Annotated in this window: 17 protein-coding genes; 13 read left to right on the forward strand and 4 right to left on the reverse strand. The window is 70.1% G+C overall.

Annotation, left to right across the window (positions count from 1 at the left end):
* Window positions 1–138 precede the first annotated feature (138 nt).
* From FJV41_RS34755 to FJV41_RS34765, 3 genes are all read left to right on the forward strand, one after another.
* Complete coding sequence (locus tag FJV41_RS34755) at window positions 139–570, forward strand: hypothetical protein (protein ID WP_220137925.1); 432 nt, start codon at window positions 139–141, stop codon at window positions 568–570.
* 95 nt (window positions 571–665) lie between these two features.
* Window positions 666–1,502 carry a sensor histidine kinase gene (locus FJV41_RS34760; protein ID WP_141646897.1) on the forward strand — a complete coding sequence of 279 codons (837 nt, stop codon included), beginning with the start codon at window positions 666–668 and terminating at the stop codon, window positions 1,500–1,502.
* Between the two features lie 103 nt (window positions 1,503–1,605).
* A complete protein-coding gene (locus tag FJV41_RS34765; protein WP_181791133.1) occupies window positions 1,606–3,309 on the forward strand; it encodes a PAS domain-containing sensor histidine kinase in 1,704 nt (567 codons plus the stop codon).
* Here the strand turns inward: FJV41_RS34765 and FJV41_RS34770 are convergent.
* The gene (locus tag FJV41_RS34770; RefSeq protein WP_141646899.1) at window positions 3,275–5,401 is read right to left on the reverse strand and encodes an ATP-binding domain-containing protein; all 2,127 of its coding nucleotides are present in this window, start codon (window positions 5,399–5,401) and stop codon (window positions 3,275–3,277) included. The genes FJV41_RS34765 and FJV41_RS34770 overlap by 35 nt on opposite strands.
* Before the next feature lie 92 nt (window positions 5,402–5,493).
* Here FJV41_RS34770 and FJV41_RS34775 point away from each other — a divergent pair, with 92 nt between their 5' ends.
* The 6 genes from FJV41_RS34775 to FJV41_RS34800 all read left to right on the forward strand — a co-directional run bounded on the left by FJV41_RS34775 (window position 5,494) and on the right by FJV41_RS34800 (window position 13,543).
* Window positions 5,494–6,387, forward strand: coding sequence for a spermidine synthase (locus FJV41_RS34775; protein ID WP_141646900.1), 894 nt, complete (start codon window positions 5,494–5,496; stop codon window positions 6,385–6,387).
* 102 nt (window positions 6,388–6,489) lie between these two features.
* Window positions 6,490–7,107: a gluconate 2-dehydrogenase subunit 3 family protein gene (locus FJV41_RS34780; RefSeq protein ID WP_141646901.1), complete on the forward strand. Its 618-nt coding sequence runs from the start codon at window positions 6,490–6,492 to the stop codon at window positions 7,105–7,107.
* Window positions 7,104–8,654, forward strand: coding sequence for a GMC family oxidoreductase (locus FJV41_RS34785; RefSeq protein WP_141646902.1), 1,551 nt, complete (start codon window positions 7,104–7,106; stop codon window positions 8,652–8,654). The genes FJV41_RS34780 and FJV41_RS34785 overlap by 4 nt, the downstream gene beginning before the upstream one ends.
* 116 nt (window positions 8,655–8,770) lie before the next feature.
* The gene (locus FJV41_RS34790) at window positions 8,771–11,524 is read left to right on the forward strand and encodes a M16 family metallopeptidase (protein WP_181791135.1); all 2,754 of its coding nucleotides are present in this window, start codon (window positions 8,771–8,773) and stop codon (window positions 11,522–11,524) included.
* A gap of 123 nt (window positions 11,525–11,647) precedes the next feature.
* Entirely contained in the window at window positions 11,648–12,538 is an 891-nt protein-coding gene (gene ypfJ, locus FJV41_RS34795) for a KPN_02809 family neutral zinc metallopeptidase (protein WP_141646903.1), read from the forward strand.
* A gap of 90 nt (window positions 12,539–12,628) precedes the next feature.
* Window positions 12,629–13,543, forward strand: coding sequence for a hypothetical protein (locus FJV41_RS34800; protein ID WP_141646904.1), 915 nt, complete (start codon window positions 12,629–12,631; stop codon window positions 13,541–13,543).
* Here the strand turns inward: FJV41_RS34800 and FJV41_RS34805 are convergent.
* Genes FJV41_RS34805 through FJV41_RS34815 form a run of 3 tightly spaced genes read right to left on the reverse strand, consistent with a single transcriptional unit; the run spans window position 13,540 to window position 17,923 of the window.
* A complete protein-coding gene (locus tag FJV41_RS34805) occupies window positions 13,540–13,878 on the reverse strand; it encodes a hypothetical protein (RefSeq protein WP_141646905.1) in 339 nt (112 codons plus the stop codon). The two genes, FJV41_RS34800 and FJV41_RS34805, sit on opposite strands and share 4 nt — an antisense overlap.
* Window positions 13,879–13,914: 36 nt before the next feature.
* Window positions 13,915–17,481 (reverse strand): DUF2135 domain-containing protein, encoded by a 3,567-nt coding sequence (locus tag FJV41_RS34810; protein ID WP_141646906.1) that lies wholly within the window; start codon window positions 17,479–17,481, stop codon window positions 13,915–13,917.
* A 58-nt stretch (window positions 17,482–17,539) separates the two neighbouring features.
* Window positions 17,540–17,923: a hypothetical protein gene (locus tag FJV41_RS34815; RefSeq protein ID WP_141646907.1), complete on the reverse strand. Its 384-nt coding sequence runs from the start codon at window positions 17,921–17,923 to the stop codon at window positions 17,540–17,542.
* A gap of 90 nt (window positions 17,924–18,013) precedes the next feature.
* Here FJV41_RS34815 and FJV41_RS34820 point away from each other — a divergent pair, with 90 nt between their 5' ends.
* From FJV41_RS34820 to FJV41_RS34835, 4 genes are all read left to right on the forward strand, one after another.
* Window positions 18,014–18,202 carry a hypothetical protein gene (locus FJV41_RS34820; RefSeq protein WP_141646908.1) on the forward strand — a complete coding sequence of 63 codons (189 nt, stop codon included), beginning with the start codon at window positions 18,014–18,016 and terminating at the stop codon, window positions 18,200–18,202.
* A gap of 97 nt (window positions 18,203–18,299) precedes the next feature.
* Entirely contained in the window at window positions 18,300–19,724 is a 1,425-nt protein-coding gene (locus tag FJV41_RS34825) for a hypothetical protein (RefSeq protein ID WP_141646909.1), read from the forward strand.
* A 152-nt stretch (window positions 19,725–19,876) separates the two neighbouring features.
* Window positions 19,877–20,344, forward strand: coding sequence for an ATP-dependent DNA helicase (locus FJV41_RS34830; RefSeq protein WP_141646910.1), 468 nt, complete (start codon window positions 19,877–19,879; stop codon window positions 20,342–20,344).
* An 82-nt stretch (window positions 20,345–20,426) separates the two neighbouring features.
* Entirely contained in the window at window positions 20,427–21,746 is a 1,320-nt protein-coding gene (locus tag FJV41_RS34835) for a DUF418 domain-containing protein (protein ID WP_141646911.1), read from the forward strand.
* The last annotated feature ends 21 nt before the right edge of the window (window positions 21,747–21,767 follow it).

Raw genomic sequence — 21,767 nt, forward strand, 5'->3', positions numbered from 1 at the left:
TATGCGATCGTCGGCAGCGTCAGCTGTGTATAAGAGACAGCCGCCGCGCCCGTGCCCTCGCGGCCCGCCGCGCCCGCCCCTCCGCCAGGAATGACAAGCAGCGTCATTCCGGAGACGCTCCGGGCGCCGGAGCCTGAAGTGGATGGCGAGCCCCAGGCCTATCCATTGGATTTGGAGGTGCTGCGCGCGAAGCTGCCGGACAACCTGTACTGGGAGCTGGGCGCGCCGACGAAGGACCCGGAGCTCTTGCGCAAGCGCGAGGAGGAGACGCGCAAGTGGAATGAAGTCTTTGGCCGGGTGCAGTCGGGTGACGCCACCGAGTCTGAGATTCACCAGTACTACGACCGACGACGCAAGGTGTCAGAGGACATGTTGCGGTTCGCGACCACGGTGCTCGAGGAGCAGGGCGACAAGCTGCCCGAGCGTGACAAGGGTTTGTACGAGCTGAGCATCAACATGCACCGCACGCGGCTGTCGGAGTACCCCCGACAGGAAGAGGAGTCGCTCGCGCATCGCCGCTCGCAGGAGCAGCGCCGCGAGCAGTGGCGTCAGGGACAGCCTCAGCCCTGAGCGCGCCCGCCCGTGTCGGATAGTGAAAACTTGCGGGTGCGCACGGCCGGACGCCGGATTGGAGCGCCCCGCATGCTCCGCTAGAGACGCGGGGCATGGCGGTGGAGACGCGTCGGACGGGTTTGCCCGGAGAGGGCGAACGCGAGGAGGGCTCTTCCGAGGAGGAGTCGCGCCAGCCCACGGGGGAGCTCGAGCAGCGGGTGCTGGAGCGGACGGCCGCCCTGGAGGCGGCGCTGCGGGTGCGCGACGAGTTCCTGTCCGTGGCCTCCCACGAATTGCGCACGCCCCTGACGTCGCTGCGGCTCTACGTGGATGGGCTGGTGCGCTCCGCGCAGCTCGGCGCGCTCGGGCCGGAGGATGTGCCTCGGCGTCTGGCGCGGGTCCAGGACCAGTGCGGGCGGCTCGACAGGCTCATCGCCACGCTCCTGGACGTGTCGCTGTTGTCCACGCAGCGGCCCGTGCTGGATTTGGAGGAGGTGGACCTGGGGCAGTTGGTGCGCCACACCGTGGAGCGGATGGAGGAGGACGTGCGGCGGGCCGGCTGTGATTTGTGCCTGCGCGCCCCGCCCGGCATCGTCGGCGCGTGGGACCGCACGCGCGTCGAGCAGGTCTTCACCAACCTGCTCACCAATGCCTTGCGGCACGCCGCGGGGACGGCCATCGAGGTGGCGCTGCGCGCGGAGCCACACTTCGTGCTCCTCTGGGTGAGGGATGAGGGGCCGGGCATCTCCCCGGAGGACCAGGCGCGGCTGTTCCAGCGCTTCTCGCGTCTGGACCCGACGCGGCCGGGCTTCGGGCTGGGGCTGTGGATTTCCCGCCAGCTCGTGGAGCTCCATGGGGGCAGCCTGTCCGTGGAGAGCGCCCCGGGTCAGGGCGCCCGCTTCACCGTGAGACTGCCGTTACCGGCACCCTTGCCGCCGCCGGGCCCTTGAGGGCCTGTCTGGCCCCAGGGCGCCGAGTGTTGTCTGACGAGCAGAGGTGTGGGAGGTAGCGGTGGGCTGACACGAGGGAAGTGCTAAGCGGGAGCTGGGGGCCTTGACCCGCATCCGCACCGAGCGCGTGGACCATCACTTGACCGGACAAGGGTTTGCCAACGCCGCCGCGTCCCCCGTGGACGTGGAGGGACTCGACACCGTTCTGTGGGACCAGTTCCCGGAGAGTGTCGCCGTCTGCGCGACGGACGGTTCGTGCCTCTACGCGAACCCGTCGATGGAGCGTGCCTTCGGAGGCCCCCGGGCGGAGCTGCTCGGCCGCTCCTTGTGGGAGCTGTATCCGCAGGTCGTGCGAGAGCAGCTCCAGGCGCGGTTCCAGCGCGTGGCGGCGGCGGGCGAGCCGGAAGCCTTCGAGTGGCACTTCGCGTCCGAGGACCGCTGGTTCGTGTTGCGCCTGTTCCGGGGCCATGGCCGCGTCTACGTCTTCTCGCGGGAAAACACGGCGGAGAAGAAGCAGGAGGCCATCCTCCGGGGCCTCTACGACGAGACGCGGCGCGCGCAGCGGCATGCGGCCTTCCTGGCGCAGGCCAGCGAGGTGATGACCTCGTCCCTGGAGCACGACGAAATCCTCCAGCGGCTCACCTCGCTCGCCGTGCCTCCCCTGGCGGATGGGTGCAGCGTGGACGTTCCCCTGCCCGACGGGAGCGTGCGGCGGGTCGCCATGGCGCACGTGCGGCCGGAGCTGGTGGAGCGCACGCGTGCGTACCATGAGCGCTACCCCATCCGGATGGATGATGCCCACGGGGTGGGCAAGGTGCTGCGCACGGGGGCCACGGAGTTCGTGGCGGAGCTGCGGCCGGAAGCGCTCGCGCAGGGCATCGCCGACGAGGCCCGACGCCGCGCGACGCAGGAGCTGGGCCTGACGGCGTACATCATCGTGCCCTTGATGAGTCGGGGGCAGGTGCTCGGTGCGCTCTCGCTCGTCAACACCGAGGGTGGCCGGCGCTATACGCAGGCGGACGTGCGGCTCGCGGAGGACCTGGCGCGGCGCGCGGCCACGTCGCTGGACAACGGGCGGCTCTACACGGAGGCGCAGGAAGCGGTGCGCGCCCGGGACTCCTTCCTCTCCGTCGCCTCGCACGAGCTGAACACGCCGCTCACCTCGCTGACCCTCAACGTCCAGGCGCTGCGCCGCCAATTGGAATCTCCCAGGGCGAGCCCCGGGGACGTGGCGTCCGAGTCCGTCTCCAACAAGGTGATGGCCGTGCAGCGGCAGCTCTCCCGGCTGTCCAGTCTGGTGCGCGAACTCCTGGACGTCTCTCGCATCACCGCGGGCAAGCTGCGGCTGGAGCGGGAGGAGCTGGACCTGGCCGCGCTCACGCGGGAGCTGGTGCCGCGCTACGCGGAGGAGCTGTCGCGAGCGGGGTGCTTGCTGCGGCTGGAGGCGCCGGGGCCCGCGACGGGCAGTTGGGACAGGCTGCGCGTCGAGCAGGTGCTCCAGAACCTGCTGTCCAACGCCATCAAGTATGGCCGGGGCCACCCCATCGAAGTGAGCGTGGGCGCGGACGCGGAGCGGGCCTGGCTGTCCGTGCGGGACGAGGGCGTGGGCATCGCCCTGGAGGCGCAGCCGCGCCTGTTCCATCGCTTCGAGCGGCTGGCCAGCGAGCGGCACTACGGCGGCCTGGGGCTGGGCCTGTGGATTGTCCGGCAGATTGTCGACGCCATGGGCGGGCGCATCCTCGTGCGCAGCGCGCCCGGTCAGGGTTCCACCTTCACGGTGGAGTTGCCGCGCCTGCCGCCGGAATGAGGTGCGAGCGCGCGCCCGAGGACACCACCCAGAGCTGATGGGAGGTGCGGGTGATGGCCACGTGCAGGCGGCGGCGGGACTCGTCATCCACGGGCCAGGCGCGCGCGGTGACGTCCGGGAGGATGACGTAGTCGAACTCCAGGCCCTTCACGCTGCCCACGTCCGTGACGTCCACGCCGGGCTCGAAGGAGAACTCACCGTCCTTCACCCGACGCGCCCACGCCTGGTCCGCGACGACGCGATAGACGGCGTCGGCCGACTCGGGGCTGCTGGCGATGACGCCCACGGAGGCGTGGGGCTCGCGTGAGACGAGGTCCCTCAGGGCCTCGCCGACGAAGAGCTGGGCCTGGGCCTCGACGGGGAAGTGGTGGAAGCCCACCGGCGCGCCCGCGCGGGGAGGCTGCGCGGTCGACTCCGCCGGAGCCTGGGTGCCGAGCACCTGTCGCGCCAGCTCGACGACGGACGCCGGACAACGGTAGGAGACCTGCAGCCGGCAGGTGGACGCGTCGCGGATGCCCAGCTCGTCGAGCGCCTCGGGCCAGCCCGCGAAGCCCGCCTCGGTCTGCTGCATCTCGTCGCCCGCGAGCGTGCAGCTGCGGCCCTTGCCCAGCAGCTTGCGCACGACGAACAGCTCGAAGAGGGAGAAGTCCTCCGCTTCGTCCAGGACCATGTGGGCCAGTCGCTCCAGGCCGAGCGGGCCCTGCTGCGCCTTGAGGAACATGAGGATGGGCAGGTCCTCCAGGTCCACCGTGCCGGCCAGGGCGTAGGGCGTGTCGTCCTCGAGCGCCTTGCCGTCCACGGTGATGAGTCGCTCCGGGTCGGTGATGTCCTTGAGCTCCTTCTCCAGCGGCGTGGAGCGCTGCAGGCGCGTGTGCTCCAGCACCTCGTCGATGACGGTGCGCGGCAGTTCGCCCTTCGCCTTGTTCACCACGTCTTCGACGAAGTGCCGGTCCAGGTACGCGTCCGCCAGGCGCCGGTGCAGCCGCTCCAGCGTGGTGCCCGCCTGTGTCTTGGGCGCGCCGATGCGGCCGAGCAGCAGGCGCCGCAGCGCGGGGTGGCGCTTGAAGCGCGACACGAGCGGCGGCGTCTCCGGGCTCAGCTTGATGCCCGGCAGATTGAACGCGGAGCGCGCCGTGGCCAGGAGCCAGTGGTCCAGCGTATCCACCGAGACGCGGCCCAGGCCCAGGGGCGCCAGCAGTCGACGCGACAGTCGGGCCAGGCCCTCCTCGGGGACGATGAGCTTCATCCGCGCCTGCGGGTACTTCGCCGGGTCGTCAAAGGCAATCTTCGCCAGCCGGTGCAGGGCCACCGTCGTCTTCCCGCTGCCCGCACTGCCCAGCACCAGCAGCGGGTGTGAGGCGTCCACGCTGACGGCCTCGTACTGCTCGGCGTCCAGGAGGGCGGTGACGCCGAAGGCATCCTCCGCGCGCCGTGCGCCCTTGCCCGTCCCCAGGGCTCCGGGCCGGGCGGCCGACCCCGCGCCACCCGCTCGCAGCGCGGTGACGTCTCGGCCCACGCCATGCCACGTGCCGTCCTGCGCGCGCTCCAGCACGAGGGCGCCGGAGATGATGCGCGTCAGCACTCCTCGCTCGATGACGACGAGGCGGCGCACCTCGACGGTGCCCTCGGCCAGCCGCTCGCCGAACTGTTCCTCGTACGCGTCGCCCTCCTCGTATGAATAGAAGACGCGGGCGATGGGGGCGAAGCGCCAGTCGATGACGCGCACTCCGGCGCTCACATCCGCGAAGGTGGTGCGCCCGAGCAGATAGTCGCGCGGACCGGCGTCGCCAGCCAGGCGCAGGTGCGCGAAGTAGGGAGCCTGGGCGTCCGGGAGCTGCGCGCTCTCCTGCCGGTCCAGCAGGGCCCGCGTCTGGTCCATCTGGAAGAAGAGGTGGGGAAGGTCGGCCTCGGCCGCGCTCGCCGCCTCGTCGCGGAGCGCCTGGAGCTGCGCGACGAGCCCCCGGTCCTCCTGCGCCCGTCCGGCCTTGCGACGCGCGGCCTCCAGCGTCGCCTGGACGCGCGTCAGCAGCGCCTCCTCCTCGGCGATGATGGCCCGGACGTCTTCGGAGAGGTGTCCCTGCGCATGCGTCATGGGCGCCAAGGTGAACCGCGCGAGGGGGCACGTCAACCCGTTGGTTTTCCTGGCGGAAGTGCTACTTTGAATGGCGGTCGGAAGGAGTGGGCATGCGGCGCTTCAACCCTCGCCTGGCGCTGCTGGTGCTGGCCTTCCTGTCGTGCGCGTCCGCCAGTCCGCGCACCGTCCTCCACCAGAAACAGTCGCCCTATACGCTCGTCGCGGTGACGCAGGACGCGGAGGGCCGGCGCTACCTCCAGTTCGACGAGTCGGGCGCGCTCCAGAGCGTCGTGTGGCCGGGGCAGCCGTTGAAGCTGGAGCTGGGCTACACGCGCATGGCCATGGTGGGGCTGGCCTTCGTCCCCCGTCCCCAGCGCATCCTCGTCGTCGGGCTGGGCGGAGGCGCCATGCCCATGTTCCTGCGCGCGGTGCTGCCCGAGGCGCACATCGACGTGGTGGACATCGACCCGGATGTGGTGGACGTGGCGCGGCGTTTCTTCGGCTTCACCGAGGACGCGCGGCTGAAGGCGCATGTGGCGGACGGCCGGGCCTTCATCGAGGCGAAGCGCCCCGCGTATGACCTCGTCTTCCTGGACGCGTACGGCCCCGACAGCATCCCCGAGCACCTGGGCACGGTGGAGTTCCTCGCCGCGGTGCGCGCGCGGCTGACGGCGCGTGGAGTGGTGGTGGGCAACGTCTGGGAGGACCCGCCCAATCCGCTCTTCTCCTCCATGCTGCGCACGTGGCAGGCGGGCTTCCGCCAGCTCTACACCTTCGAGGTGGAGGACCACGCCAACCGCATCTTCGTGGGGGTGCCGTCTCCCGAAAAGCAGTCGCGCGAGGCCCTGGCGTCCCGCGCCCAGAAGCTGGAGCGGGAGCGAGGCGTGCCCTTCGACTTGAGCGCGATGGTGATGGAAGGCTTCGCCGACGTCACCGGGCGCAAGGAATTGTCAGGACAGGTGTTGAAGGACAAACGCCAGGCGCCCCCGGCTCCGGTCCCCTGACGCGCGGAGGGGGCCCCGTCGATTGCGCTTCGATGAGGCGCGCGGGATAGACTCCTGTCGCCTCACGGCGTGTCGTGTACCCGTTTCGTTTCGGAGGATGCGATGTCCCCGTCTCACGTCGGGCCGCCCGCGCTGTCGCGTCGGGGCCTGCTCAAACGAGGGGTGTTCGGAGGCGCGCTGCTCGCGCTGGGGGGCAGCGGAGTCCTCATCCTGCGGGAAGGGCTGTCATTGCCCCTGCCCGAGGAAGGGCTCCTCGTCCTCGGGCCGCGCGAGTACGCCACGTTCCAGGCCCTGGCCCGCCGTGCGTTCCAGCCGCGTGAAGGCTGGCCGGACGCGGACACGGTGCGCGTGGCCTTCCTAGCGGACAGGCTGCTCGCGCGGGGAGACCCCTCCATCGCGCGGGAGGTCCGGGACGTGCTGGGAATCTTCGACAACGCGCTGGCCGGGCTGCTCTTCGCGGGCGGCGTCACGCCCTTCTCACGGCTGGCTCCCGAGGCGCAGGACGCCGTGCTGGAGGACTGGCGGACGTCGAGGCTGGTGTTTCGTCGCGGCGCCTTTCACGCGCTGCGCTCGCTGGCCCATGCCGCTTATTACTCACATCCGGCGGCCATCGCGGCCACGGGTTATGTGGTGCCACAGGGCTTCCATGTCGCGGACGCTCCGGTGTGGCGGGGGCCTGGAGACGGGTCCTTCGCGGGCAGCGGAGGGTCCACGCCATGAGCGGCCGCATCAGGACGGGAGACGAGCTGACCGAGGACCAGACGCTCACGTGTGATGTCTGCGTGGTGGGCAGCGGCGCGGGCGGCGGGGTGCTCGGGCTGGAGCTGGCGAAGCGCGGGCTGGACGTGGTGATGCTGGAAGAGGGCGGCTACCACACGCGTCGCGACTTCGACCTGAACGAGGCGAAGGCGTACTCGACCTTCTACCAGGAGGCTGGAAACCGGGCGACGGATGACCTGTCCATCGGCATCTTCCAGGGGCGCACCGTGGGCGGGGGCACCGCCATCAACTGGTGCGCCTGCTTCCGCACGCCGCCGGAAATCCTCGAGCGCTGGCGCGACACGCACGGGGTGAAGGGCCTGGATGCCGCCACGCTCGCGCCGCACTGGGACTGGCTGGAAGAGCGGCTGAACATCCGCGAATGGCCCATTGAGCAGTCCAATCGCAACAACCGGATTCTGTGGGAGGGATTGGGCGCGCTGGGCTACAGCCGGGGCACGGTGAAGCGCAACGTCCGCTCGTGCGCGTCGCTGGGCGCGTGTGGCCTGGGCTGCCCCACCAACGCCAAGCAGTCCATGCTGGTGACGCTCATCCCGGAGGCGGTGGAGAAGGGGATGCGGCTGTTCGCCAACGTCAGCGCGCGGCGACTGGAGACCCAGGGCGGGCGCGTGGTGGCCGTCCACGCGGAGGTGCTCAATCCAGGCACGGACCGCCCCACCGGCAAGCGGCTCACCGTGAAGGCGAAGGTGACGGCCGTGTGCGGCGGCGCCATCAACTCCCCGGGCTTGTTGCTGCGCAGCGGACTCACCGGCCGGGGCCGCGTGGGCAAGCGCCTCTTCCTGCATCCGGTGGTCGTCTCCAATGCCCACTTCCGGGAGCCCGTGGAGGCGTACACCGGCGCGCCGCTCACCGTGTACTCGAGGCAGTTCATCGACCGGGGGCAGGGAAGGCTGGGGTGGCTCTTGGAGGTGCCTCCGCTGCTCCCCATCCTGAGCTCACTGGCGTTGACCGGCCTGGGCCCGGCGCACCAGGACCAGATGGCGCGGCTGCCGTATGCCAATGCGCTCATCTCCATCTGTCTGGATGGCGTACACCCGGGCGACGAGGGCGGCACGGTGGCCCTGCGAGGCGAGGGGGAGTACACGCGCTTCAAGGTGAACTACCCGCTCAACGACTTTCACTGGGAAGCCTTTCGCGAGGCCCTCAAGGTGTCTGCGCGCATCCAGTTCGCCGCCGGTGCCGAGCAGGTGTCGAGTCCACACTCGCGGCCCGTGGTGATGCGAAGCGAGAAGGACCTCGGCTTGCTGGACGACGCGCCCTATGGCCCGCTCCAGCTCTCGGTCCTCAGCGCGCACCAGATGGGCGGGTGCTCCATGGGCGGCAGCCCGGAGACGAGCGTGGTGGACAGCACGCTGCGCTACTGGGACGCGGACAACCTCTTCGTCGTGGATGGCTCCGTCTTCCCCACCGCGCTGGGCGTCAACCCCATGGAGTCCATCCTCGGCATCGCCCACTGGGGAAGTCAGCACGTGGCCGCGGCTGTGTAACAGTTCATGACGGAACGATGATGGTGTTCACGCCATCAGTTGGTCTATGGAGCACTCGTTGTCTCCCAGGCGCGCATGCCTGTCCTTGCGCGCCGTCCCCCACGAGTCCATTTCATATGAGCTCCCAGATTCTGTCTCGGTCTTCTCCGCGTGCTCGGAGGATGACGGCGGTCGTCGTCGTCCTTTCCGCCGTGCTTGGCGCCTGTTCAACGCTGCCGCAGCGTGGCCAGGTCGTGATGCGCGACGTGTCCTTCCCTCTGCGGGATTTCCGCATGCCCTCGGGGCTGCGCGTGGTGGTGGAGCAGGACACGCGCGCGCCGGTGGTGGCGGTGGTGGCCCTGGTGGGCACGGGCGGCTCCAGCGACCCGGTGGGCAAGGAAGGCCTGGCGCACGTCGTGGAGCACCTGGCGTTCCGCTCGCGTCACGCGGGGAGCCCGTCGGTGTGGACGCGCCTGGAGGACGTGGGCGCCGGCCAGTTCAATGCCTTCACCAGCCTGGACCACACGCTCTACCAGACGCTGGCGCCCAAGGAGTCGCTGGCCGCGCTGCTGAAGATGGAGGGGCAGCGGATGTCCGCTCCGCTCGCCGGTGTCACGCCGGAGGTCTTCGCGGTGGAGCGCGAGGTGGTGCGCAACGAGCTGCGCCAGCGCAACGAGACGGGCTACGTGGGCCAGGTCTTCAGCTGGATGCACGCCGCCGCCTATCCGGCGGAGCACCCGTACTCGCGGCCCATCATTGGCACGCACGAGTCGCTCACGGCGCTCGCCCTGGCGGACGCCCAGCGCTTCGCGCGCAACCACTACCGTCCGGACAACATCACCCTGGTCATCGCCGGGGACGTGGACCTGGCCGCCGTGGAGGCGGTGCTGATGCAGAACCTGCCCCCCGCGTGGGTGGGCACTGGCGCTCCGCTGGCCGTGGGCACGCGCATGCCGCAGGTGACGGAGCCCCCGCTGAAGGCCGCCTCGCCGTCGATTCCGGAGTTCAAGGCGTCCGTCGGCTCGCCCGAGCTGTACCTGTCCTGGGTGTTGCCGCGCTCCTTCGACGAGGCCAGCGCCATCCATGACTTCGTCCGGGTGAACCTGAACCGGAACCTGCAGGGGGCCATGCGCAATGACGGCGACATCGCCGGCATCGGCACGCAGGTGGTGGCTGGCACGCGCTCGTCGCTGCTGGTGGTTCGCGTGGCGCTCACCACGGGGGAGCACCCGCGCAAGTCCGCGGACAAGGTGCTGGACCAGGTCCACGAGACGTGGACCCAGACCATCAATGCCGGAGCGGTGCTCGGCCGCGAGTTCGACTTCCAGTCCATGCGCCGCAACGTCATCACCGGCATGGTGCTGGAGTCCGAGGATTTGATGGCGCGCACCGTCCGCCGCGCGGAGCTGACGCACTTCATGCTCGACGTGCGCGGCTACACCCGCTCGCAGATGGCGCTGATGACCATCGATGGCGGCAAGGTGACGGACTTCGCCTACAAGTGGCTCCAGCGGGACAGGGCTCGCATCATCCTGGTGCGGCCCGGAGAGAGCGCTGGCGTCTCGGTGGCGGCGCCCCCGCCCCTGCCGGTGGAGTACTCCACCCTGACGGCCGAGCAGCGCATCACCCCGTCCATGCTGACGGCCCTGTCCGCGCCCGTGCAGACGCTGAAGCTCGACAACGGCATGGAGGTGCTGCTCGCGCCGAGGCCGGGGCTGCCCGTGGTGCGGGTGGGCGCGGTGCTGGGCGGTGGCTCCACGTACGGTGCCCGTGCGGGCGCGGCGGCGCTGGCCGACTACGGCTCCTTCCGCGAGTCGTGGTTCGAGGGCCATGCCAGCCACTGGGGCCTGCACGTGTGGGACTCCATGCGCAGGGACCACCAGCGCATCGAGGTGTCGGGCACCGCCGGCAACGTCGGCAACATGCTGGCGATGCTGTCCGAGCAGCTGTCCACCACGAGGACCTCTCTGGACGCGGTGAAGTACCTGCAGGAGCAGGTGGTGCCGTGGCGCCGCGCGGTGGATGCGCACCCGGAAGTCCGGGCGGAGCGCGAGCTGATGAAGGCCCTCTATGGGGCCCACGCCTACTCGCGGGACGCCACGGGTGAGGAGATGGCGCAGGTGACCTGGGACGAGGTCCAGTCCTGGATTGGGGATGTGTACCGCCCCGCCAACACGGTGGTGGTCATCGCCGGTGAGTTCGACGTGAAGACGGTGGAGCCCCTGGTGCGCGAGTACCTGGGCGGCTGGAAGCACGGGCCGGCCACGGCAGTGAGTGTGCCCGCGGCGCCGTCGCTGCCCGAGCCCTCCGCGAAGGCCCGCACGCTCGTCACGCCCCGCCCGGGCGCGAGCCAGGGCCACCTGCAGCTGGCCTGCCGGCTGCCCACGGCCACTCCCGAAGCGGAGGCGCGCTATTCGCTGATGGCGGAGCTGGTGTCTGCGTATGCGTTCAACGAACTGCGCTCGCAGCAGGGTGCCTCCTACGGCTTCAGCGCGAGTACGTGGCTGGCCCGCGGCGGCGCCTCCCACCTGGTGGTGGAGGGCGTGGTGGACGCGCAGCGCATGGCGGAGGGCGCGAAGTCCGTACAAGCCATGCTCTCCAACTTCGCCACGAACGTGGACGAGCGGGAGCTTTCGCGGGCCCGCACGCGGCTGCTCGCGAGGCAGGCGGTGTCGTACATCTCCTCGGAGGCATGGGTGCAGGCGCTGCTGGACGCGCGCGTGCGCGGCTTCCCGCCAGAGTCGCTGGCCCAGCGTCCCGCCCATCTCCAGGCTGTGACGTCCGCCGCGCTGAAGCAGGAGTTCGACGGCTGCTTGAAGCGGCTCGTGGTCGGGGTGGTCGCCGACGAGGGCCAGGCCCGCACCGCGCTCCAGGCGCTGTCGGTGCCGTAATCGCCTGGCTGCTCCCTTGCCTGGCGCGCGGTCGGCCAGGCGAGGGGGCCATGCGGCGCGTCCTTCCGCTCCGGCGCTGACTACCTTGCCCCGACGGAGCATCCGTCGAGGAGGAGGGCAGGCATGCGGTGGCAGGGAGGACGTCGCAGCTCCAATGTGGAAGACCGGCGGGGCAGTGGAATCGGACGTCCGCTGGCGGTGGGCGGTGGTGCCGCCTCGCTGGTGGTGGCGCTGCTGGTGATGCTGCTGGGAGGAGACCCGTCGGTCATCTCCGCGACCAACTCCGGGAGCGGTCAGGGAACCTCTCGCGACTACGGCACGGGAGGCTCGGGTGTGCCCGAGGACCCGCGTCAGGCGGAGCTCAAGGACTTCGTGTCCGTCATCCTCGCGGACACGGAGGACACGTGGCCGGGCCTGTTGGAGCCGCGAGGCGTGAGCTACGTGGACCCCCGGCTGGTGCTCTTCTCCGGTGCGGTGCGGTCCGCATGCGGGCTCCAGGAGAGCGCGGTGGGGCCGTTCTACTGCCCGCCGGACCAGCGCGTGTATCTGGACCTCGACTTCTTCGACGAACTGGACCGTCGCTTCGGCGCGCCGGGTGACTTCGCCCAGGCCTACGTGGTGGCGCACGAGGTGGGCCACCACGTCCAGAACCTGCTGGGCATCTCCGAGCAGGTGCAGGCCGCGCGGCGCAGGGCCTCGCCCGAGGACGCCAACGCGCTGTCGGTGCTCCAGGAACTCCAGGCGGACTGCTTCGCCGGCATCTGGGCCCACCATGCGCAGAAGGAGCGCCAGGTGCTGGAGGCGGGGGACGTGGAGGAGGGGCTGGGCGCGGCGACCGCCATTGGCGACGACACGCTCCAGCGTCGCACCCGGGGCTACGTCGTCCCCGAGTCCTTCACCCACGGCTCCTCGGAGCAACGCGTCTCGTGGTTCAAGCGAGGCCTGTCGCAGGGCACCCTGGAGGCGTGTGACACGTTCTCCGAGGCGTCCACGCCGTCGCGCCGTCGTCGCTGACTCACCGGGGCGATTGGCGTCCAGACCCCTTCCCGCGCTTGAATGGCCCCCCCGTGGAACGGATCCGCGGCCATCGACGTCGGAGGGGGCGTGCCTTCATTTCAAGCCAGATGGTGCGCGGGACTGCTCCTGGGCCTGCTGTTGGCCGTGCCGGCGGAGGCCCGCTTCGGCAAGCGCTCCAAGCCGAGCGAGTCGACGTCGGACACCCACGAGGCCACCGCCATCGGCAAGGAAGACGATGCCGATGACGACGACAAGGACTCCGACTCCGACGGTGAGTCCTCCGACTCGGGGAGCGACGACTGTTGCTCGGACTCGCTGGATGACCTGGGCAACGAGGTGGTGGGGAGCGTGGTGGGGTGGATGCTCCAGGGCATGGTCCATGCGATTGCCAACACGGGCACCCACCTGAACCAGCAGGTCGACGCGAGCCTTCCTCCGGGCGTGGCCACCACCGAGCTGAGCACGGAGCGTCGGCACGCGGTGCCGGTGTCCTTCCGCATGGGCGCGCAGAACCTGCTCTGGCGGGGCGACGCGAAGGGCGCTGACATGTTCGTGGGGTTGGAGTTTCGCCGCTTCGGCGTGGAGGGACATGTGCTGCGGCTGTCGTTGCCCACCGATGACGGCTCGGAGGGGCGGGACAGGCTCACGCTGGTGGAGGGGCACGTGACGCATGCGTTCCTCGTGCGCGAGCACCTGCGGCTGCGCGCGGAGGCCGGCGTGAGCACGGCGTATGCGCCGGATGTGATGCTCGTCGGGCCCAGCGTGGGGGTGTCCTTCGAGGCCTGCGTGCTGGGCCCCCTGGACCTGGAAGCGCGCACGCAGCTCACGCCGTGGCCATATCTTCAGGTCGACGGCACGGTGGGGCTGGCCCTGCACCTGGGGAGCCTCATGCTGCGAGGCGGCTGGCGAGGCGTGTACCTGGATGACCAGGGCACGGTGGACGGCGTGGCCCACCAGGACCGGCTCCATGGTCCGTACCTGGGCGCGGGCCTCACCTTCTAGCGACGTCCCTTCACCTTCCACCAGAGCATTCCGAGGAAGCCTTCCGGCGGTGGCTCTGGCGCGAGCAGGGACTCCTCGTCGTCGCTGCGCGGCCTCGGTGGCGGCGAGTCGCGGCGCGGCGACGGTGAGGGCAGGGGCTCCGTGCTGTGAAGCCCTCGCGAGGCACGGTCCAGCGCTTCGGAGAAGGAGCGCCTTGTCACGTCTCGTGCCTCGATGCGCTCGGGGCCGGAGACTCGCTCCAGGGCGCGGACCCGGAGGACGCCATCAGCGCCTTCGACACGGCGAAGGCCACCGACGCGTCCGATGGGTCCCCGGGGTTTTCGTCCGTGATGCATGCCGGACCTCTCGCGGATGAAGCGGAGTCGTGTGGCTCAGGGCTGGCCTTCGGCGGAGAGCGCCGTCTTGCGCGGGATGAACTCCTCGCGGCGCAGCAGCAGCCTCGCGTCGTTCTTGGGGAGGATGCGCAGCTGGAAGCGCCGCTGGTAGGAGTCCCCGGAGGAGAAGACGCCCTTGTCGCTCACCAGCAGCAGCGCGGTGGGGACGGACAGCTTGGGCGCGCGGTGCCCGTAGAAGTGCACCACGACGTGGTAGGGGCCGGGGGCCACCTTGCGCGCGTGGTACAGCTCCGGGCCCAGTCCGTCGGTGATGTCCCAGTAGAGCTGGCCACCCAGCCGGGTCTCCTTGTGCTGGTAGAAGCAGCGCTCGCCGTTGGGTTCGATGACCCACAGGTCGATGTCCGTCATGTCCGAGTTCCAGTGGGTGGTGAGCTGGTAGTCGATGGGCGTGGGGGACATGCCGCCGTACCAGACCGTGCTGGCCTCCTGGATTTCGCCAATGCGCGTCTTCAGCACGGACGCGAAGGACTCCGCGCGGGGATGTCGTGCCAGCGCGGAGAGCAGGCGCCCATAGTGATACGCCGCGACCAGACGCAGCTCCACGGGGTGTCGCCACTGGCCTCCCGCGAGGACGATTTCGTAGTTGCGCGCGGCGTCGGCATAGCGCCCGGAGGCATCCAGCGCGAGGGCTTCCTCCAGGAAGGCCTGTCCCTCGAAGGGGCGGTTGAGTCGGACGTGCTCGAACAGCTCCGCCGCGGCGGGGAACTGTCCCATGGCCAGCAGGCCATAGCCGACCAGACGCAGGGCCTCCGCGTCCTTGGGCCTGAGCTCCACGGGCGAGGACAGGGCGCGCAGCGCGCCCCCGGTGTCTCCGGCGAAGGCGCGCTGGCGGGCGATGCCTTCGTACAGCGTCACGTCGTCGCGGTTCTCACGGCGTGCCTTGCGGTAGGCCAGCTCCGCCGTGAGCCGGGGCTCTCCACCCGCGTAGGGCTCATCCCGCAGAGGCTGACGCTTCATCAGGGGCGCCAGGGCGGAGCGATGCTCCGTCAGGGACCGCACCACGGCGAGCCCGGACTTAGGCACAGCGTCCATGCCGAGGCCCTGGAGCTTGTCCTTGCGCTGGTCCTGCTCGCGCTTGCGCAGCGTCTCCAGCGCATCCAGCTCCACGCTCTCGTTCTGGATGGCGAAGCGCTCGTAGTCCGCCGTGGACTCGAGCACGAGCATGGACGCGCGCGCGTTGGCCAGCCGGTAGTGCTGACTGAGCGCCACCACCATCCGGTCCAGTCGCACGTCGTCCAGCGATACCATCCGGGTGACGAAGAGGTCGGCCCAGGCGCGCGGCGCGAAGGTGCTGTTGTCTTCTGTGGACAGGGGCACGCTGAGCGTCTGCTCCACGTCGCCCGCGCGAGTCGCCACCACCAGCTCCGGGGTGCCCTTCTCCGGCAGCCGTCCGGCCACCAGCAGCTCCTGGCCGGGGAACACGAGGTGGGGCCGTCCCGCGACGACCAGGTCCTTCACGGCGGCGCCCTTCACCTCCACGCGGGTGAGGACCACGGACATGGCGCGGTGGGCCTTCGCCGCGGCATCCACCTGTGCGCCGGAGAGCACCGTCACGCTCCGGCCACCGCTGGCCCGGGAGAGCGCGTCGAATAGCTCCGTGTTCACCGCCGACTCGCCGAAGCGGTACGTCACCCAGCGCAGGGCCTCCGTGCTGCCGTGGCGGGAGATGAGGGACTCGATGGTGCTCTGGCCCCAGGTGACGTTGCCGTCCGACAGGAGGAAGGCCGTCACGCGCTCGCCGGGCTTCGCCGGCTTGAGCCACTCACCGGCGGCCCGGTCCAGCTCCGTCAGCATGCCATCCACGTGGGAGGCGCCTTCCAGGTAGACACGCTCCAGCTCGGAGAACGTCTCCTGGCGCCGGGCGGAGTCATTGGTCCGCCAGCCCGTTCCGTGCAGCCACCGGGGCCGCACGTCGAAGAGGAGGACGGCGTACTCCTTCAGCGTGGAGTCCTTCTCCAGGAGCGCGCGAAGGGTGGCGGCCTGGAGCGCCCAGGCGTTGCCGTCCTCCGTGGCCAGCGACGTGTCCACCACGAGCACGGCGCGACCGGTGGGCGGCCCCTCCGCTTCCGACGTCAGGCGCGCGGGCAGGCGCACGCGGGCATGGAACGCGTGACCCGGAAGGCCCGCATCGTCCCGGCCCACCAGGACATCCGCTTCGGCGTTCTTCGGCGTGAGGGCCACCGACAGCGCGCCGTCGCCCGTGAGCTTGGGCAAATCGTAGGTACGCCACGCGCCCAGCTCCCGGGGCTTCTCCTTCGTGTCGGGTGCCACCAGCACGTCTTGCGTGTGACGCGGGTCCACGTGAACGCGCGCGGACACCTGGAGGTCCTTGCCCGCGCCGACGGGCAGGGGCCACGTGTAGCGCAGGCGCTGGCCGTCATGGATCAGCGTCTGCTCATAGGCGATGACCACGCGCTTCAGGGAGCGGGGCGGCAGCGGGAAGACGCGCGCGCTGAAGGTGGAGGCACCGGCCCACTCCAGCAGCGCCGGGTCGACGTTGTTGCGGACGATGTCCTCGTAGACCTCGCGCGCGCGCTTCTGCTCGACGACTCGGGCCTCCTGGGGGGCACCCCACGAGCGCTTCGCACCCGGGGGGCTGGGGGGCGCGGCGGCGGTCAGTTGCTCCACGTTCGAGGTGCCGTCGCCCAGGGGCGGCAGCAGGTCCGACGACTGGAAGAGGGACGGGGCATTCACCGCCACGGAGCCCGAGTAGAGCGCGAAGCCCGCCACGGACGCGCCTCCGGGCAGCGGGTAGTAGAAGGTGCCTTCCAGGTTGTGGTTCGTGTCGTTCTCGAAGAGGTGGTCCACCACCGTGCGCGCGCGGGCGCCCTGGATGTACGTCACCACCCGAATCGCACGCGTCTTCAGCGGCTGGTAGCGGCCGGACTCGTCGCGCACCAGCACCTTGGCGGCGCGAGGCGCGGTGTCCACCTTGGGCAGCACGGGGGTCGGCAGGTTCGCGGCGGGCTCCGGGCCATCCTTCATCCGCTTCGCTGGCGAGCCCGGAGCTCCTCCTCCCGCTCTATCCGGACCGCCCTTGATGATCTGGATGACCTCCCTCCGGCGCATGTCCATTTCGCCCGCCGACGAGGCGGCCCTGGCGGCTTCTTCCATGGCGGCATCAGCCGGTCGAGGGGGCGAGGCGGAGGGCGCGGGCGGTGGAGGTGGAGGCGGTATGTCCCCGTGGGGTGCGTCCCGCTCCGCCTCGACCGCCGGGAGACCTTCCACCGGCTCCAGCTCCCCCGTGGGGCTCGGGACACCCTGAGCAGACGCCTGGGCATTCTGGAGCAGCTGCTCCAGGTCCTGCTCACTGAGGGTCCGCGGGTCCGCAACGGCATCGCGAAGCTCCGCGACGTCCACCTCTCCGAGGTCGGGAACGCCGGCGACGGTGACAGGCGCCGCGAGGCCCGCCTTGAGGAAGCTCTCGGGGGCGACCGGTTGCTTCGGCGCGGCGGCCACGGGAGGTGCCGTCGAGCCCCGGTCACATCCGGCGATGGCAAGGGACAGCAACAGCACGGCGGTAGAGAGGCGCGTGAGGTGCATTCCGGGGGACGTTAGCCCAAGACGAAGCGCTCCGTGCATGCCCCCAGGGAGGAGGCCCTCAGTCCAGATAACCCCAGCGGTCTTCCTCGAAGACATAGAAGGGACGTCCGAAGGGAATCCGGTCCGTCCAGCCGAGCACGTGTCGCCCGTTGCTCACGTCGTACGTGAAGCCGAAATGGGGCCCGCCGTGTTTCGCCGGGGGCAGCTCGGGGAGGAACTCGGGAACGAGCTCCGCGAGGGTCTGGGGCAGTTGGCCATGTCGCGCCTGGAAGGCCCGGCAGGCCGTGATGAGGCGTTCGGCGTTGCGCTGGGCTCGCTCGCTCCCCGCGCGGTCGGGTCGCAGGACGACGAACACGGTCACCGCCAGGGCCGCCGCGTTCTGGACGAGCCGGCTGGCGCTGTCGCGGAACTGGCGAAGGGTCCTGCCGAGATACCTGGCCATGCATCCTCCCGATGGCCTCGCATCATCGCTCAGGTCCGCGCCGACCTGGGCCGACACTGCCTATCTTTCACGGAGAGACAGGAGGCCGTGATGCCAGACATCGACGAGCGACAGCGAGGAAGCGAGCCCTTGGGGGATTGGAGGGACCGCGAGTCAGGCTATGAGGACGAGGTGCCCGGCCATACACCCGGCGTGGCCGAGGGAGACGACGACGCGGCACCCCATCGCGCGCACCCTTTTCCAGACCCGGACAAGACACCCGGCTGCGCGGAAGGTTGACCGCTCGGTGGTCCCCGACGGCGCATGAGTCGCTTGGATTTGCCGTGCCAGCCTGACAATGTCCGCGCGAATTCATTCGCGACGAGGGCGCGCTGACATGGGGACGGAAGTTCAGCCAGTGCAGGAAGCGGAAAAGGTGGCGCCCGCTTCGGGAGGCCCCTCCCCCCAGGTTGACGTAGCCGCCGCCGAAAAGGTGTCCGTCGGGACGCGTCTGCTCGCGGTGCTGGGAGGGTGGCACGTCCGGCTGGGCCTGACGTTCCTCTGGTTCGCGCTGCTGTTCGCGGCCTTCCAGCCCGGACTGCTGTCCAGCGACTCACTCGACATGCTGTACCAGGGGCGAACGGGGAATTATTCGGACTGGCATTCGCCCTTCTTCGCCTTCGTCCTGGGCAAGACCTTCCTGCTGACCGGCTCGACGTGGCTGGTGCTCGCCTTCCAACTGGTGGGACTGGCGCTGGGCCCGCTCCTGTTGCTCGGGGGCCTGACCGGGCGACGAGGGCTGGCCGCGCTCGCGTTGCTGGTCGTCTACTGGTTCATTCCCAGCAACTGGGCGGTGGGAGTGACGCTCTGGAAGGACACGTTCAACGGGGTGGCCCTGCTGTGGGCGGTGGTGTTTCTCGCCTGGAGGCGACCCGGCTGGGCCTTTGCCTTCATGGTCGCGGCGACGTTGACGCGCCACAACGCCATCACCGCCAGCATGCTGCTGGTGCCCATGGTGGTGGCGCGCGTGCCCTTGCTGATGAAGGGCAGGGTGCGGCCGGTGCTCGCCAGCGTGGGACTCCTCGCGGTGCTGGCCTCGGCGCCAGGCATCCTCAATCGCGCCGTGGACGCGAAGAAGGACTGGATTGGGGGCGCGCTGTTGGTGTTCGACGTGGTGGGCGTCTACGCGCATGAGCCCGCGGCGATGGAGGGCTCGCCGCTCGTGGCGTTGTGGAAGTGGGATGCGACGCGGATTGCCCATATCTACCATCGGCGCTCGTTGGCCCCGATTCTGTGGGGAGACCCTGAGCGGGGCGCCATCTCCGTGGGGGCGTTCCGCGCGGCGAAGGAGCCCCTGACGCGGGAGTGGCTGCGGGTCGTGCGCGCCTACCCGGGGGCCTATCTGCGGCATCGCTGGGCGGCCTATGTCGCGAACCTCGGCATGGAGGACTTCGCCGGGAACTACTACCGGGAGGAGGGGGGCTTCTTCCAGAGCATCGACAAGAACGACCTGGGCCTGACGCTGCGCAAGCACACGCTGCTTCATCGGGGCTGGGCGGCCATGCGGGCTGCCTGTCCCGACATCTTCATCCGCGGCGGGTCCTGGCTGGTGCTGACCGCGGCGCTGGCCGTCGTGGGCTGGCGGCGTCGCGCGCGCGACGGCGGGTTGATGTTCTGCGTGGCCGCGTCCGGAGTCACCTACGCGCTGGCGTATTTCCCCGTCAGCGTGAGCGCGGAGTTCCGCTTCTACTTCTGGACGGTTATCGCCACGTTCGCCGCCGGGGCCTTGTGGCTGGCCCAGCCTCCGTCGCGCCAGACGTGACGGCGTGTGTGGGGCTTCGGGACGACTTCCCAGGGACGACCCGGACTGGCAGTGTCGCGCCCTGCGGGGGCAGTGGTCCCGACTGAATAGCCGGGAGGGGGCCCCGTCAGACTGTACAGAACGCGGCGCAACCCGCTGCGAAGGAGGTCGTCATGTACAGCAAGCTGATGCGAGTCCTGGTGGTGTGCTCCCTCACGGTGGCTTCTCCTGTCCTCGCGCAGTCGGTGCATGGTGCCTCCCCTGTCACGACCCCGGGCGTCACCGAGTGGGTTCGCGACCAGCGCTTGGATTCGCGTTCGAACTCGGAGCGTGCGCGGATGGAGCGCGACCGGGCGGAGCGGGAGCGGCAGGCGCGGCTGGAGCGCGACCGGGCGGAGCGGGAGCGGCAGGCGCGGCTGGAGCGCGAGCGGGTGCAGCGCGAGCGTGAGCGGCAGGCCCGGGTGGAGCGTGAGCGCATCGAACGTGAGCGGGCTCGAATCGAGCGCGAGCGTCTGGTTCGGCTGGAGCGTGAGCGGGCGGAGCGCGAGCGTCAGGCGCGGGTGGAGCGGGAGCGCCGTGAGCGGGCGGAGTGCGCGCGCTACGGGCATGCGCGCTGCGGCGCATACTCCCGGCATGGTTAGGTGGCACCGCGTCATGAAGACCGGGGGTTGAAGTCACGAGCCCTCGGTTGACGCACGGAAGGAGCAGGCGTCTGCTTGCCCCATGTCAGACCCTGCTTCTTCCGCGCCAGTGCAACTCGCCGATGCCCGCCCGGTGGACACCTCCGAGCGGGTGACGCTGCTGGATGCGCTGCGCGGGTTCGCCCTGTGCGGCGTCTTCGTTTCCAACAGCGTCTCCTGGTTCAGTGGTCGGGTGATGATGCCCCGAGAGCAGGCGCAGGCCCTGGCGGCGCCGCTCCTCGAGACGGTGACCACGGGCCTCTACCAGTTCTTCGTGAACCAGAAGTTCGTGACGCTGTTCTCGTTCCTCTTCGGCCTGGGCTTCAGCATCCAGCTCGCCCGAGCCGAGGCGCGAGGCTCCTCGATTGTCCGGCTCTATGCGCGACGCCTGCTGGTGTTGCTCGCGATAGGGCTGACGCACCAGTACGCCATCTGGTGCGGAGACATCCTCCACACCTACGCGATGGTGGGCTTCGCGCTGCTGTTGTTCCGGAACCGCTCCAACACGACGGTGCTCATCTGGGCCGTGGCGTTGATGGCGGTGGTGCCGCTGTTGATTCCGGCCCTGGAGCGCTTCGTCCCCATCTGGCTGCACGGCGCGGAGGCGGCGGGCGAGGCGGCGAAGGCGGCGCGGGCCTTGGAGACGGCGTCGCGCACGAGGCTGTTGGAGGCGCTCTCCAGTGACTCGTTCTGGACGGCGCTCGTGGGCACCGCCCGCTTCAACAACGAGTCCTACCTTCGCATCAACCGGCTCGTCTGGATGAGCCTCATCCTGGGGCGGTTCCTCTTCGGACTGCTCGCGGGGCGCCTCCTGTTGCTCCAGGACCTGGACGGCAATCGCCGCCTGCACCACCGGCTGTTGTTCTGGGGATTGTTCCTGGGCGTGATTGGCAATGGGTTGGGGTTGCTCGTCTGGCGGCTGCGCGCGATGGGAATGGGCGACTTCGTGAGCCGCGACTGGATGATGGTGCTGACGGTGGTCCAGGAGCTGGGCTGCTTGACGCTGGCCGCGGCCTACGTCGCCCTGTTCGCGCTGCTGTCCCGCCGTGGCTGGGTTCAGCGCGTCTTCAACGTGCTGATGCCCGTGGGCCGGATGGCGCTCTCGAACTACCTGCTGCAGTCGGTGGTGAGCGTCTGGGTCTACAACGGCTGGGGTCTGGGGCTCATCGGAAAGCTGCCACCTTCACGGAGCATCCTGCTGGCACTGGGCATCTTCGCGGTGCAGATTGTCCTCAGCCACCTCTGGCTGGCCCGCTTCCGCTTCGGTCCCGCCGAGTGGCTGTGGCGCTCGCTCACCTATGGTCGGGCCCAGCCCATGCGACTGCCCGCGGGGCACGGCGAGGTGGGGGCGGCGCCTTCTTGAGCGGACCGGGTGGGACTCGGG

Source organism: Myxococcus llanfairpwllgwyngyllgogerychwyrndrobwllllantysiliogogogochensis, from assembly GCF_006636215.1.
Lineage (GTDB): Bacteria > Myxococcota > Myxococcia > Myxococcales > Myxococcaceae > Myxococcus > Myxococcus llanfairpwllgwyngyllgogerychwyrndrobwllllantysiliogogogochensis.